Genomic DNA, 13,862 nt, shown 5'->3' with positions numbered 1-13,862 from the left:
CTCGGGGGCATGCTGGCCGACACCGCGGACGTCACGCTGATCGGCCGCCCGGCGGCGATGGCCGCGATCGAACGGGACGGGCTGACGCTGACCGGCCCCGGCGACGCACGGCGGGAGGTGCGCGGGCTGACCGTCGCCACCGGCGCGGCCGCCGCCGGGACGGCGGACTTCGTGCTGGTGACGGTCAAGTCCGCCGACACCCGCGCGGCCGCGCTCGAGCTGGCCGGGCAGCTGGCACCCGACGCGGTGGTGATCAGCTTCCAGAACGGCCTGCACAACGCCGAGGAGCTGCGGGCGGGTCTGCCGGGCCACCGGGTGCTCGCCGGGATGGTGCCGTACAACGTGGTGCGCAGCGGTCCGGCCGCCGTGCACCAGGGCAGTGGCGGTGCGCTCATGGTCGAGGACGGGCCGGCGGTCGGCCCGTTCGCGGCGGCGGCCCGGGCGGGCGGGCTGAGTCTGGCGCTGCGCGCGGACATGCCCGCGGTGCAGGCGGCGAAGCTGCTGATGAACCTGAACAACGCGGTGAACGCGCTGTCCGGCCTGCCGCTGCGCGAGGAGCTGGGCACCCGGGCGTACCGGTCCTGTCTGGCCCGGTGCCAGCGGGAGGCGCTCGCGGCCTTCCGGGTGGCGGGCATCAGGCCCGCCCGGCTCGGCCCGGTGCCGCCGCAGTGGACGCCCCGGGTGCTCGGGCTGCCGGACGCGCTCTTCCGGCGGGTGGCCGCGGCCGCGCTGCGGATCGACGCCCGGGCCCGCTCGTCGATGTGGGAGGACCTGCAGCGCGGCCGTCCGACCGAGGTCGATTCGCTGCAGGGCGAGGTGATCGCGCTCGCCGCGCGCTGCGGGCTGTCGGCGCCGGCCAACGCGTGCCTGGTCGCGCTGGTCCGCGAGGCCGAGCGGGCCGGGCCGGGCGCCGCCCGGCGGTGGTCGGGCCCGGAGTTGCTGGCGGCGCTCGACGGGGCGGATGTTTGACAAACTCAACCTTTCAGGCCTAGCGTCGCCCGCGTTGTTTCATGCGATGAACCATTGGGCGGACACGCCGTCCCGAGGCGCCGCGAGACCCGCATTCCCGGAGAGGGCGTTCATGACCCCGCACGACCACGGCACGGCCGTCGCCGCCGAGACCGCCCGCTTCGTCGCCACCGTGCGGCACGCCGACCCGTCGCTCCCGGTGCCCGGCTGCCCGGGGTGGACCCTCGCCGAGCTCGTCCGGCACGCCGGCAGCGTGCAGCGCTGGTTCTCCGTCCTGCTCCGGCAGCGGATCCAGGAGCCCCCGCGCAGCCGCGACGTCGACCTGCAGCTGCCCGAGCTGCCGGAGGACTACCCGGCCTGGCTGGCCGAGTCCGCCGAGCAGGCCGCCGCCGTCTTCGCGCAGACCGACCTCGACACGCCGATGTGGGCCTGGGGCGCCGACCAGCACGCCCGGTTCTGGGTGCGCCGGATGCTGTTCGAGACCCTCGTCCACCGGATCGACGCCGAGGTCGCGCTCGGCCTCACCCCCACCGTCGACCCGGCCCTCGCGGCGGACGGCGTGGCCGAGTTCCTCACCAACCTGCCCTTCGCCACCCTCTTCGCGCCCAGGACGGCCGAGCTGCGCGGCGACGACCGGACCATCCGCTTCACCCGCACCGACGGCGCGGGCGACTGGCTGGTGCGCCTGCGCCCCGACGGCTTCGCCCTCGACCCGGACGGCGCCGGCGCGACCGCCGACGCCACCCTCCGGGCCACCGCCGCCGACCTGCTGCTCGTGCTCTACGGCCGGCTCGACCGCACCGCCGACGCCGTCGAGGTGTCCGGCGACGACGGGCTGCTGGCCCACTGGTTCGCCAACTCCGCCTTCTGACCGCGGCCGTGGCCGCGCCGCCCGCCGCCCCCGGTCAGGTGGGCGGCGCGGCGTCCGGGGGTCCGCCGTCCCCCGCCCAGGAGCGGTAGGCGGCGACCGCCGTCGACAGGGTGGGGAAGATCCGGTCCGCGCCCACGGACTCGCTCAGGCCGTACGCGTCGAGCTCGTCCCGCAGGTCCTGCTTGACCCGGGCCAGGGCGAACACGATGCCGCGGGCGGCCAGTTCGAGCCGCAGGGCGTCCAACGAGTCCAACGCGGTGATGTCCACCTCGACGTTCGCCTCGGTGTTGAGGACGAACCACCGTACCGGCTCAGGCTGTTCGGCCAGCGCGACCAGGGCGCGGCGGTGCAGGTTCTCCGCGTTGGCGAAGAACAGCGGGGAGTCGTAGCGGTAGATCAGCAGACCGGGGACGGTCCGCGCCTCGGGATAGTCGTCGACGTCGTGCATCCCGGCCACGCCCGGCACCAGGCCGAGCACCGCGTCGTGCGGTCGCGCGACCCGGCTGAGCAGCTCGATCACCGACAGTCCGACCGCCACCAGCACGCCGTAGAGGATGTCCAGGCTGAGCACGCCGATCATGCAGCCGAGCGCCAGCAGCAGTTCGCGGCTCCGGAAGGCGGCCAGCCTGCGGAAGCCGGCGAGGTCGATCATCCGCAGCGCGGCGAACACCACCAGGGCGCCCAGCACCGCGTCCGGCGTGTCGTGCAGCAGCGGGCTGAGGAACAACAGCACGGCGACCACGCCGAGGCCGGCCGTGAGCGCGTACGCCTGGCTGCGGCCGCCCGCGGACTCGGCCAGCGCGGTACGGCTGGCGCTGCTGCTCACCGGGAAGCCCTGGAAGAAGCCGGCGCCGAGGTTGACCGCACCGAGGCCCAGCAGTTCCTGGTTGGCGTCCAGCCGCCCCTCCCCGCCGGCCTTCTCGAAGGCGCGTGCGGTGAGGATGAAGTCGGTGTAGCCGACCAGCAGGATGCCCAGCGCGGGCAGTACCAGCCGGTTCAGCTGGGACAGGTCCGGCAGCTTGGGGACGGGCAGCCCGGCCGGGATCTCGCCGATCACCGCGATGCCGTGATCCTTGAGCGAGAACCCGGCCGAGATCGCGGTGCCGAGGACGACGGCCAGCAGCGGGCCGGGCAGGCGCGGCAGGAAGCGGGCCACCAGGAGGAGGAAGAGCAGGGTCGCGACGCTGAAGGCGACGGTCGGCAGGTGCGCCTCGGTGATGTCCGAGACGAACGACGTCAGCTGCGGGAAGAAGCCCTCGCCGCGCACGTCGATCCCGGTGAGCTTGGACAGCTGGTCGACGATCATGATCAGTGCCACGCCGGCGAGGTAGCCGATCAGCACCGGCCGGGAGAGCAAGTCGGCGACGAAGCCGAGCCGGGCCAGCCACGCCAGCACGCACAGCAGGCCGACCACCACGGCGAGGCTCGCGGCCAGGACGGCGTAGCGGCCGGTGTCGCCGCCGGCCATCGGGCCGACCACGGTGGCGGTCATCAGCGCCGTGGTCGACTCGGGCCCGACCGACAGCAGCCGGGACGAGCCGACGAGGGCGTACAGCACGATGGCGGGCAGGATGGCCCACAGCCCGGTGACGGGCGGCAGCCCCGCCACGCTCGCGTACGCCATGACCTGGGGCACGAGGTAGGCCACCACCGTGACACCGGCCAGCAGGTCGCCCCGCAGCCAGTCGCGCCGGTAGCCGCGGAGCACCGCGAGTCCCGGCAGGGTGGGCACGACGCGGCGCCATCCTGGGTCGGGTGCACCGGCAGCCATGGTTCTCCTCAGGGACTCCGGGACACCGTCACGGGCGGGTGGCGACCGGCGCCGCGGCGCGGGCGGTCGGCGATCTGCGCGCCAGCAACTTGCCCAGCTCCCACAGCAGCAGGAACGCGACGGCGGCCAGCAGCGCCCAGCCGAACTGCCGGGCGTTGATGTCGGTGGTCCCGAGGATGCGGTGGAACGCGTCCATCTGGGTGACCAGCACGGCCAGCACGAACTCGGCCAGGGCCGCCCGGTTCATCTGCTTGCTGTCGAAGGTGTCGGCGCTCAGCGCGGACGCCCGCTCGCTGCGGCACTCGAAGGCCGCCACGATCAGGCAGAGCGCGAAGGCGGTGAACGCGATCGAGTTGCCGACGTGCGCGCTGTGGTAGTGCGCCTCGCCCAGCTTGGTCAGCCCGAGCAGGGCGACCGTGACGGCCAGCCCGGCGAGCCCGACGGTGACCATCACGGACCCGGTCAGCACCGTCTCCCCGCGTGGGCGCGGGGTGCGCCGCATCAGACCGGGACTCTCCCGGTCGAAGCCGAGGGCGAAGCCGAACGGGGCGTTGACCACGAAGTGCACCCACAGGACCTGCGCCGGGGTGAACGGCTCGCCCGCGGCGATGTTGAGGATCGCGGCGCCGAGGAAGGTCAGCACGAAGGTCACCAGCAGCACCAGGACGAACCGGATGTACTTGGTGAGGTTGTCGTAGAGCTTCCGGCCCTCCTCCACGGCGTAGACGATGGTGGCGAAGTTGTCGTCGGAGAGGACCATCCGGCTGGCGTTCTTCGCCGCGTCGGTGCCGCTGCCCATGGCGATGCCGATGTCGGCGGCCTTGATGGCCGGCGCGTCGTTGACGCCGTCGCCGGTCATCGCGACCACGTCGCCCTTCTGCTTGAGCGTGGCGGCGAGCAGCACCTTGTGCTCGGGCGCGACCCGGCCGACCACGCCGATGCCGTCGATCCGGGCCAGTCGCTCGTGCTCCGGCAGGGCGGCGAAGTCGGCGCCGAGGACGGCCTCGCCGTCGATGCCCAGTTGACGCGCGATGGCCGCCCCGGTGGTGACGTCGTCGCCCGTCACCATACGGACCCGGATGTGCGCGGCCTGCGCGCTGGCCACCGCCGCCCGGGACTCCTCGCGCGGCGGGTCGACCATGGCCACCAGGCTGGTCATCCGCAGGCCGTCGACGAGCGCCAGCAGGTCGCCGTCCGGGTCGAACTCCGCCGGGTCCAGGTCGCGGACGGCCCCGGCCATCACCCGCAGTCCTTCGCCGCCCATCCGCTCGACCTGCGCCTGGGCGCGTCCGCCGAGGTCCGCGTCCCAGGGGACGACCGCGCCGTTCGAGAGCGCGGTCGCGGCGCGGGCCGTCACCGCGGGGGCCGCGCCCTTCACGAAGCACCGCACCACCGGCCGGCCGTCCGCGTCCTTGGCCTCGTTGAAGCTGGCCATCAGCTTGTAGCTCGGGTCGAACGGCAGTGTGGCGAGGCGGGGGAAGCGCTCCCGGGTGGCCTCGATGTCCAGCCCGGCCTTGTGGCCGAGGACGAGCAGGGCGCCCTCGGTCGGATCGCCGACGACCTGGCCCTCAACCAGCTTGGCGTCGTTGGCGACGAGGTAGGGCAGGACGGCCTCCTCGATGCTCGGGGCGGAGCCCGCAGCGTGGTGGATCCTCCCGTCGAGGCGGTAGCCGGTGCCGGAGACGGTGTAGCGGTCCGTCGGACTCAGCACCTCCACCACCGTCATCTGGTTCATCGTCAGGGTGCCGGTCTTGTCGGAGTTGATCGCCGAGGTGAAGCCGAGCGTCTCGACGGACGGCAGCTCCTTCACGATCGCGTTCCGCTTGGCCAGGTTGAGGCTGCCCACGGAGAGGATGACCTGGCTGACCGTCGGCAGCGCCTCCGGGATGGCCGCGATGGCCAGCGAGACCGCGCTGACGAAGAGGGCGTCCCACGCCTGGTCGCGGCTGCGGCCGAGCGCGAACATCACGATCATGGTCAGGCCGGCCGCCGCGGCGATCCACAGCGTCAGCGTGTTGAGCTCCCTGGTGAGCGGCGACTGCTCCTTCTCGGTGGCCGACAGCATCCCGGAGATCTTGCCCAGTTCGGTGCCCTCACCCGTGGCGGTGATGACGAGCAGTCCGCTGCCGTGGGTCACCGGGGTGTTCATGAAGGCCATGTTGGTCTGGTCCCCCGGGCCCAGCCGCTCGCCCGTCAGCGTGCCGGCGTCCTTCGCGGCGGGGACGCTCTCACCGGTCAGCGCCGACTCGTCGATCTGCAGCGCGCTGGCCTCGACGATCCGGCCGTCCGCCGGGACCTCGTCGCCCGCCCGGACGACCACCACGTCGCCCACGACCAGCTGCTCGGCCGGGATCTCCGCCTCCGTCCCGTCCCGCCGCACCCGCGCGGTGGCCTTCATCATCGACCGCAGCGCGTTCATCGCGCTCTCGGCCTTGCCCTCCTGCCGCAGCCCGACGACCGCGTTGAACAGGGTCAGGACGATCAGCAGGATCGCGGTGGTCCACTCCTTGATCGCCAGCGAGACCACCGCCGCCGCCACCAGGATGATCTGCATGTAGCTGCGGTACTGGTCGAGGAAACGCAGCCAGTCCGGCCTCGGCTTCTCCTCGGGCAGCGCGTTCGGCCCGTGCGCGGCGAGCAGCTCGGCCGCCCGGGCCGCCGTCAGCCCGGTCGCCGGGTCCACGCCGAGCACGGCCGCGACCTCCCGGGGAGGCCGCGCGTACCAGGGGTCCGGGGGCTCCTGCGGTCCGGGCAGGCCGGCCTGCTCCGCCATGGTCACTCCTCAAGGTCCGGGAACTCGACGTCGCGCCTCAGCCGGCGCGGTGCTCGGCCGCGTACGGGTCGCGCGCGGCGCCCCTGGGGGCCTCCCGCTCCAGGCGGCGCTTGGCGGCCAGGAGTTCCTTCCGGGCGTCGTCGTCGACCGTGGGGTACTGCGGATCGATCCCGATCAGCGTGTGGGCGAGCACCGCCGCCGCGCAGATGCGCGCGAACCACTTGCGGTCGGCCGGCACCACGTACCAGGGCGCCCACGGCGTGCTCGTGGCCGACAGCATCTCGGAGAACGCCTCCTGGTAGTCGTCCCACCGCTCGCGCTCGCGGATGTCGGCCGCGGAGAACTTCCAGTTCTTCTCCGGCAGGTCGATCCGCTTCAGGAAACGGGTGCGCTGCTCCTCCTTGGAGAGGTTCAGGAAGACCTTCACCACCTTGATCCCGTTGTCGGTGAGGTAGCGCTCCCAGTCGTTGATCTCCCGGTAGCGGCGGTGCCAGACCCCGTGGCCCTTGGCCTCCGCGGGCAGCTTCTGCCGGTCGAGGTTCTCCGGGTGGACCCGCACCACCAGGACCTCCTCGTAGTGCGACCGGTTGAAGATCCCGATGTCGCCGCGCGCCGGCAGCCGCCGCGCGTACCGCCACAGGAAGTCGTGGTCGAGCTCCTCCGCCGAGGGCACCTTGAAGCCGCTCACCGTGACGCCCTGCGGGTTCACCCCGCTCATGACGTGGCGGATCGTGCCGTCCTTGCCGCCGGCGTCGAGCGCCTGGAGGCAGAGCAGCACGCCGTAGGTGTCCTGGGCGGCCAGTCGCGACTGGTACTCCGAGAGCAGCGAGACGCCGCTGCGCAGCAGCTCCGCGCCCTGCCGCTTCTTCAGGCCCGCCTTGTACCGGGGGTCGAAGTCCTCCGCCAGGTCCACGCTCGAACCCGGCTTCACCCGCAGCGGCTTGACGAACTTCGCAATGCGCTTGGCCGTCCGTGCGTCCGACATCGCCCGTACCACGTCCTCTCGGGAGAGTGCTACGTGCCACGCTGCGGCCGTCGGGTGGATGCGGCAATCCGGCGGCATCCTTCCGGGTCGGCCTGCCCGTGCGGCCCGGCGCCGGCGCGGCGGCGGTGCGGCGGCGGTGCGGCGGCGGTGCGGCGGCGGCCCGGTGGCGGTGCGGCCGCCGTCCTCCGACGGCCCCGGGTCGCCCGTCCGGTGCCCGTGTGTGGCGGCACCGGAGAGCGGGGCCGACGATGGGCCTGTCGTGCGTACCCCCTCTGACCGGAGACCATGATGGCGACCCTGACGGTATGGCGCTTCCCCACCGCGGCCGGAGCCGACGAAGCCCTCGGAACACTGAAGAAGCTGCAGCACCAGGAGCTGATCAAGGTCCAGGACGGAGCCGTGGTCAGCTGGCCGGACAACGCCAGGAAGCCCAAGACCCGCCACCTGAGCGACATGACCGGCATGGGCGCCCTGGGCGGTGCCTTCTGGGGCTTCCTGCTCGGGCTGATCTTCTTCGTCCCGATCCTCGGCGCGGCGGTGGGCGCGGCCGGCGGCGCGCTGGGCGGCCACCTCGCCCACCTCGGCATCGACGAGGACTTCATCAAGCGGCTGCGGGACAAGGTGACGCCCGGCACCTCCGCGCTGTTCGTCCTCAGCACGGACGCCGTGCTCGACGCCGTCCGGTCCGCGTTCGCGGGCCTGCACGCCGAACTCCTGGAGACCAACCTCTCGGCGGAGGAGGAGGCCCGGCTGCGCGAGGCGTTCACCGAGGGCGAGTGACGCGAGGCGTTCGCCGAGGGCGAGTGAGGGGCCGGCCCGCCGAGGACCGTCATCCGGTCCGGGCGGCGGGTCCGCGGCGCGCCGTGACCGTGGACGGGCGGCGCGCGTCGTGATCGGGGGCGACCCGTCGGCACCCCGGGCGCACGAGATCGCCCGGCTCCGGGTGCGCGCCGTCGGGCGGACCGGTGCGCCGACGGCTGCGCCGGACGAGCGCCGGGAGGAATCCGGCCACGAACGGGGTTCCCGGGGGTGATCGTGTGCCACCGAACGGAACACACCGACCGGGTGACGATCGCGGCACCGCCGCCGGCCGCCGCGGTCCGGCGCTGCGGCCGGCGATCCGGCGCCGTTGATCACCGCCCGGGCCGCGCGACCTGCGTCCCCGTGGAACGGCCCTGCGACGGGGCGGAGTCACCCCTGCACCCGGAGCGATCACGGCTGGTGGGGGGCCATGCCATTCATCCCGATCAATATTCCGGTGGGATATTCGGCCAAACATCCCGGAGCCACTGGCGTCCGGCCGAACGCTGACCGCAGACTCTCCCCGGACCGCTCACCAGTTGCCCCGGCCTCCCACCCGAGGCCTTCACACGGGCGATCCGCCTCTCCCAGGTTTCTCCCCCGGCCCAGTGGTGCCGTGCGCCCGGACGACGGTGCGCGGCGACGCTGCTCGACGCCTCCTGGAGGATTCCGATGGACATGCGCTACGAGGCGTACTCCTACGCCGACCCGCTCTTCTACGACTCGCCGGTCCGCTGGGCCACCCTGGAGGAGTTCCCCGCGGCGGTCGAACCGGCCCCGGCCGGCTGGACGCGCAACGCCCGCGAGGTGTGGGTGGGATTCCAACCCGTCGACCTCCGGCTGCCCGAACAGGGCTGGAAGATCCACGTCTCGGCGTGCATGGACAACGCCCCACGGATCCTGGACGTCGTCCGCACCCACTGCTTCGCCCACCGCGTGGCGTTCAAGTTCCTGCGCAGCCCGGCCCTGGTCCAGACGCAGAACGCGAAGTACGCCCCGCGCGGCTCCAGCGGCAAGTTCATGACGCTCTACCCGGTCGGCGACGACGCGCTGGAGCGATGTCTCACCGACCTCGACGCCTCCCTCGCCGGCGAACCCGGACCGTACATCCTCAGCGACCTCCGCTGGCGGGAGGGACCGCTCTACCTGCGCTACGGCGGGTTCGTCGAGCAGTTCTGCCGCACCGAGACCGGCGAACTGGTCCTCGCCTTCCGCGAACCCTCCGGCGCGCTGCGCCCCGACGTCCGCCGGGCCGTCTTCGAGGTGCCCGAATGGGCACCGGTGCCCGCCGTCCTCGCCCCGGCCCTGGCCGACCCGGCGCGCACCGGCCCGGGCGACTTCCCGTACGCGGTGGAACGGGCCCTGCACTTCTCCAACGGCGGCGGCATCTACCTCGGCCGGCACAACGACGGCGGCCCGCAGGTGGTGCTGAAGGAGGCCCGGCCGCACGCCGGCCTGGACCAGCGCGGCGAGGACGCCGTCCGGCGGCTCGGCCGCGAACACGACGTGCTGCGCCGGCTGAGCGGCCTCGATGCCGTACCGGACGCCCTCGGGTACCTCACCACGTGGGAGCACCACTTCCTGGTCCAGGAGTACGTCGAAGGCGAACCGCTGCACCGCTGGTTCGGGCTGAACTACCCGCTGGTGCACCCGGAGGCGGACGACGCCGCCGTCGAGGACTACCGCGCCGCGGCGCTGCGCATCCTCGACGGCGTGACCGAGGGCCTGCGCGCCATCCACGACCGCGGCATCGTGTTCGGCGACCTCCACCCGCGCAACCTGATCGTCCGGCCGGACGGCAGCATCGCCTTCGTCGACTTCGAACTCGCCTCCCCCGTCGACGAGTTCCTCCGGCCCGCGCTCGGCGCGGCCGGCTTCGCGGCCCCGCCCGGACTGACCGGATTCGCGGTCGACGAGCACGCGCTGGCCGCCATCCGGCTCTGGCTCTTCCTGCCGCTCATGCCGCTGACCGTCCTCAGCCCCGGCAAGGCGGGCGCGCTCGTCCACGCCGCCCGGCAGCGGTTCGGGCTGTCCCCGCACCTGCTGCCCGACCCGCCGGCCCCCCGGGACGCGTCGGCCGCGTCGACCTCGGGATCATCGACCCCGGGCGCCGTCGGAGCTCCGGGCCACGCCTTCGAGGAACTGCTGGACGGCGGACCCGACAGCTGGCCCCGGCTGCGCGCGGAACTCACCGCCGCCATCACGGCCGCCGCCACACCGGACCGCACCGACCGGCTCTTCCCCGGCGACCCGGGCCAGTTCACCCACGACGGACTGGGCCTGTCGTACGGCGCGGCCGGGGTGCTCTGGGCCCTGCACACCACCGGCGCCGAGATCGACCCCGACCACGTCCGCTGGCTGACCGCGGCGGTGCACCGGGAACCCTGCCGGTCCGGCCTGTTCATCGGCGCACACGGCGTCGCCTACGTCCTGGACCTGCTCGGGCGGCGCACCGAGGCCCTCGACCTGCTGGAACGGCTGGGCAAGGACGACGCCGACGGCCTCGGCCCCGACCTGGCCGGCGGCCTGGCCGGAGTCGGCCTGACCCTGCGCCACTTCGCGCAGGCCACCGGCGACCGGGCCCTGCACGAGGCCGCCGTGGACGCCGCCGAACGCGCCGTCACCAAGCTCGGCCTCCACCTGCCGGACGGCGCGGCCACCGGAGCCGGACCCGCGACTGCGGCCCGGACCGGGTTGCTGCACGGCCCCACCGGAGCCGCCCTCCTGCTGCTGCACCTCTACGAGGACTCCGGCGACACGGCGCTGCTGGACCTCGCCCGGCGCGCCCTCGACCGCGACCTGGCCCGCTGCGTCCTCGCCGAGGACGGCACCCTCCAGGTCGACGACGGCACCCGGGTCCTGCCCTACCTGGAGTCCGGCAGCGCCGGCATCGCCGCCGTCCTCCACAGCTACCTGCGGCACCGCCCGGACGCCGAGCTCGCCGAGCGGCTGGAACAGATCCGCGGCGCCGCCCGGCCCGAGTTCATCGTCCAGTCCGGCCTGTTCAACGGACGGGCCGGCCTGATCGCCCTGCTCCGGCAGGCCCAGGGCGGGGGCACCGCGCACGCGGAGACGATCCGCCGCCACATCCGCCGGCTCGCCTGGCACGCCATCCCCTACCAAGGCCACCTCGCCTTCCCCGGCGAGCAGTTGCTGCGCCTCTCGATGGACCTGGCCACCGGCAGCGCCGGTGTGCTGACCGCGCTCGGGGCGGTGTTCGCGGACACTCCGGCCCTGCCGTTCTGGCCCGGCGCCGCGGGCCCGGACGGACCCCGCGCGAACCTCGCCTGACCAGCCCACCGCGCCGGACCGGCCGGACCGGACCGCCGTCCCGACCGACCCGACCGTTCCGACTGCTTCGCAGGGCACGCCGAGCGCCGCCTCCGGCCGGCTGCCCACCCTGCGGCGTCATCCGCCGCCCACGAGTTCCGGCGACAGCCGGGAGCACCGCACCACAACCCGATGGGAGTTCACCATGTCGATCCTGAACCTGCAGGCCCTGGAGACCGTCGAGGAGACCGTCGAGTACCGCTCGGTCCTCAGCTCGCTGAGCGCCGTCAACTGCACCAACAGCACGGTCAGCACCCTGCTCTGCCTCTGAGCAACCGCCGGCCGCGGGCGCGTCCCGCGGCCGGCGTCCGAGGCGGGCCGGCCCCGTGGGTCCGGGGCCCGGCCCGCCGAGGACGCCGCCGGGCCCCGGTCACGCGACCGGGGCCCGGTTCCCGTTCCAGGCCCCTTCCCGGCCTCTCCCCTCCCCTCCCCTCCCAGGCCCGGTCCCGGTTCCCAGGTCCGGCGAGGCACCCGTCCGGAGGTCACCCGTGCCGACCGAACCCTCCCCACCTGCGGCGCTCCGCACGGATCCCACCCACCCGGCGCCCGTGCCGCCGCCGCAGCCGAAGCCGCCGCCACCCGGCCCGGTACCGCACGGCGGTCCGCCCCGAGACGGGAAACAACGGACCACGGGGCTGCGGCAGGTACTCGGCCTCACGCACCGCCGGTCGGCCGTCATGGCCCTCGCCGTCGCCACCAGCACGGGCGCGACGCTGGCCCTCCCCGCCGTACTCGCCCACGCCGTCGACGCGGCGCTGTCCGGTGCGGGCGGCGGGGGCGTCCTGTCGCTGGCCGGGACGCTCGCCCTGCTGGCGGGCTCCGAGGCCGTCGGCCAGTGCGCCGGCCCCGCGATCTCCGCCGAGGCCACCGCGCGCCTGCGCGAGCACACGGTGCGCCGGGTGCTCGCCGGCAGCCCGCTCGGGGCGCAGCGGCTCCCGGTCGGCGACGTCGCGGCGCGACTGACCGCGAGCGCCCCGCAAGCCGCCCTCGCCGCTCCGGCCGTGGTCTACTCCGTGGCGCAACTCGCCATGGCAGCAGTGGCCCTGGCCGCCCTGGCGGTGCTCGCGCCGACCGCCGCGCTCGCCTTCCTCGGCACCGCCCCGCTCGGGTACGCGGCGATCCGCCGTCAGCTGCGCCGGACCACCCGGCTCGGCGAGGGCTACCAGCAGGCGCAGGCCGACATCGCGGTCCGGCTGCTCGACGCCGTCTCCGGCATCCGCAGCATCGCCGCCGCCCACGCGGTGGACCGTGAGATCGCGCGCGTCCTGCGCCCCGTCCCCGCGCTGTCCCGGCACGGGCGGGAGCTCTGGGACAGCCAGCGCCGGATCGCCTGGTGCTCCGCCCTGCTCGCCCCGGCGACCCAACTCGCCGTCCTGGCGGCCGCCGGAGCGGCGGTGGCCGCCCACGCCCTGTCCGTCGGCGGGCTGCTGGCCGCGCTCGGCTACACCGGCATCGGGCTCGGCGGGTTCGGCGCCGCCCAGAGCCTGCTCGACGTCTCCCGGGCCCGCGCCGGAACCGCCCGGCTCACCGAGGTGCTGGACGCCCCGGTCCGCGCCCCGGGCACCCGTCCGCTTCCGCCGGCCACGTGCGGTGGCGGGCGCCTGGAGCTGCGCGGGGTGGTCGTCCACGGGCCCGGCGGCCCCGTCCTCGACCGGCTCGACCTGACCGTCCCGGCCGGGAGTCGGATCGCCGTGGTCGGCGCCGACGACGCCGCCACGTCGGCGCTCGCCGCCGTCGCCGCCGGCCTGCTCGACCCGGACGAGGGGTCGGTGCTGCTGGACGGCGTCCCGCTGCCCGCCGTCCGCCCGGACGAGCTGCGCACGGCCGTCGCCTGCGCCTTCGCCGATCCCGTGCTGCCCGGCCGGACGGTCGCGGACGCCATCGGCCTGGGCCTGGTGCCCGGCCCGGCGGAACGCCTCCGGCGGGCCGCCCGGGCAGCCGGGGCCGACGTGTTCGTCCGTCGTCTCCCGGACGGCTACCGCACCCCGATGAGCCGGGCCCCGTTCTCCGGCGGGGAACGCCAACGGCTCGGAATCGCAAGGGCGTTGGCCCGCGACGCCCGGGTGCTCGTGCTGGACGACGCGACCTCCTCGCTGGACGCGGCCACCGAGAACCGGGTGCTGCGGGCCCTGCGGGACGAGGCCGGCGACCGCACCCGGCTGGTGGTCACCCGGCGGGCCGCGGTGGCCGCGCAGGCCGACACGGTGGCCTGGCTCCGCGCGGGCCGGGTCCATGCGCTGGCCACGCACGACGCGCTCTCCGCCGTGCCCGGCTACCGGGCCCTGTTCGGCGGCGGGCCGCAGGACTGACGCCGTCCGGCTTTCCGGCCCACCCGCGCCCGCCGTCGCCCGCCGTCGCCCGC

General features: G+C 74.6%; 9 protein-coding genes. 6 read left to right on the top strand and 3 right to left on the bottom strand.

Features of this window, described 5'->3' with window-relative positions; genetic code table 11:
* Positions 1-969, top strand: a 969-nt coding sequence (locus tag ABTY56_RS02695; protein ID WP_350625764.1) for a 2-dehydropantoate 2-reductase, incomplete at its 5' end; no start/stop codon positions are given.
* Positions 970-1,081: 112 nt separating this feature from the next.
* Entirely contained in the window at positions 1,082-1,840 is a 759-nt protein-coding gene (locus tag ABTY56_RS02690; protein WP_350625762.1) for a maleylpyruvate isomerase family mycothiol-dependent enzyme, read from the top strand.
* 34 nt (positions 1,841-1,874) lie between these two features.
* Here ABTY56_RS02690 and ABTY56_RS02685 read toward each other — a convergent pair whose 3' ends face one another.
* From ABTY56_RS02685 to ABTY56_RS02675, 3 genes are read right to left on the bottom strand one after another with little or no spacing between them, the layout of a single operon-like run.
* The gene (locus tag ABTY56_RS02685; RefSeq protein ID WP_350625760.1) at positions 1,875-3,611 is read right to left on the bottom strand and encodes a SulP family inorganic anion transporter; all 1,737 of its coding nucleotides are present in this window, start codon (positions 3,609-3,611) and stop codon (positions 1,875-1,877) included.
* Positions 3,612-3,639: 28 nt separating this feature from the next.
* Entirely contained in the window at positions 3,640-6,384 is a 2,745-nt protein-coding gene (locus ABTY56_RS02680) for a cation-translocating P-type ATPase (protein WP_350625759.1), read from the bottom strand.
* Between the two features lie 37 nt (positions 6,385-6,421).
* On the bottom strand, positions 6,422-7,369 hold the full coding sequence (locus ABTY56_RS02675; protein WP_350625757.1) for a polyphosphate kinase 2 family protein: 948 nt from the start codon (positions 7,367-7,369) through the stop codon (positions 6,422-6,424).
* Positions 7,370-7,657: 288 nt separating this feature from the next.
* On the opposite strand from ABTY56_RS02675, the gene ABTY56_RS02670 reads away from it, so the two are divergent.
* The 4 genes from ABTY56_RS02670 to ABTY56_RS02655 all read left to right on the top strand — a co-directional run bounded on the left by ABTY56_RS02670 (position 7,658) and on the right by ABTY56_RS02655 (position 13,809).
* A complete protein-coding gene (locus ABTY56_RS02670) occupies positions 7,658-8,149 on the top strand; it encodes a DUF1269 domain-containing protein (protein ID WP_350625755.1) in 492 nt (163 codons plus the stop codon).
* Positions 8,150-8,842: 693 nt separating this feature from the next.
* Positions 8,843-11,461 (top strand): class III lanthionine synthetase LanKC, encoded by a 2,619-nt coding sequence (gene lanKC, locus ABTY56_RS02665; RefSeq protein WP_350625753.1) that lies wholly within the window; start codon positions 8,843-8,845, stop codon positions 11,459-11,461.
* 184 nt (positions 11,462-11,645) lie between these two features.
* Positions 11,646-11,771 (top strand): SapB/AmfS family lanthipeptide, encoded by a 126-nt coding sequence (locus ABTY56_RS02660; protein ID WP_350522840.1) that lies wholly within the window; start codon positions 11,646-11,648, stop codon positions 11,769-11,771.
* Positions 11,772-12,177: 406 nt separating this feature from the next.
* Positions 12,178-13,809 (top strand): ATP-binding cassette domain-containing protein, encoded by a 1,632-nt coding sequence (locus ABTY56_RS02655; RefSeq protein WP_350625750.1) that lies wholly within the window; start codon positions 12,178-12,180, stop codon positions 13,807-13,809.
* The last annotated feature ends 53 nt before the right edge of the window (positions 13,810-13,862 follow it).

This window comes from Kitasatospora sp. NPDC097691, from assembly GCF_040302665.1.
Lineage (GTDB): Bacteria > Actinomycetota > Actinomycetes > Streptomycetales > Streptomycetaceae > Kitasatospora.
This window is presented reverse-complemented; position numbering and strand designations above follow the sequence as displayed.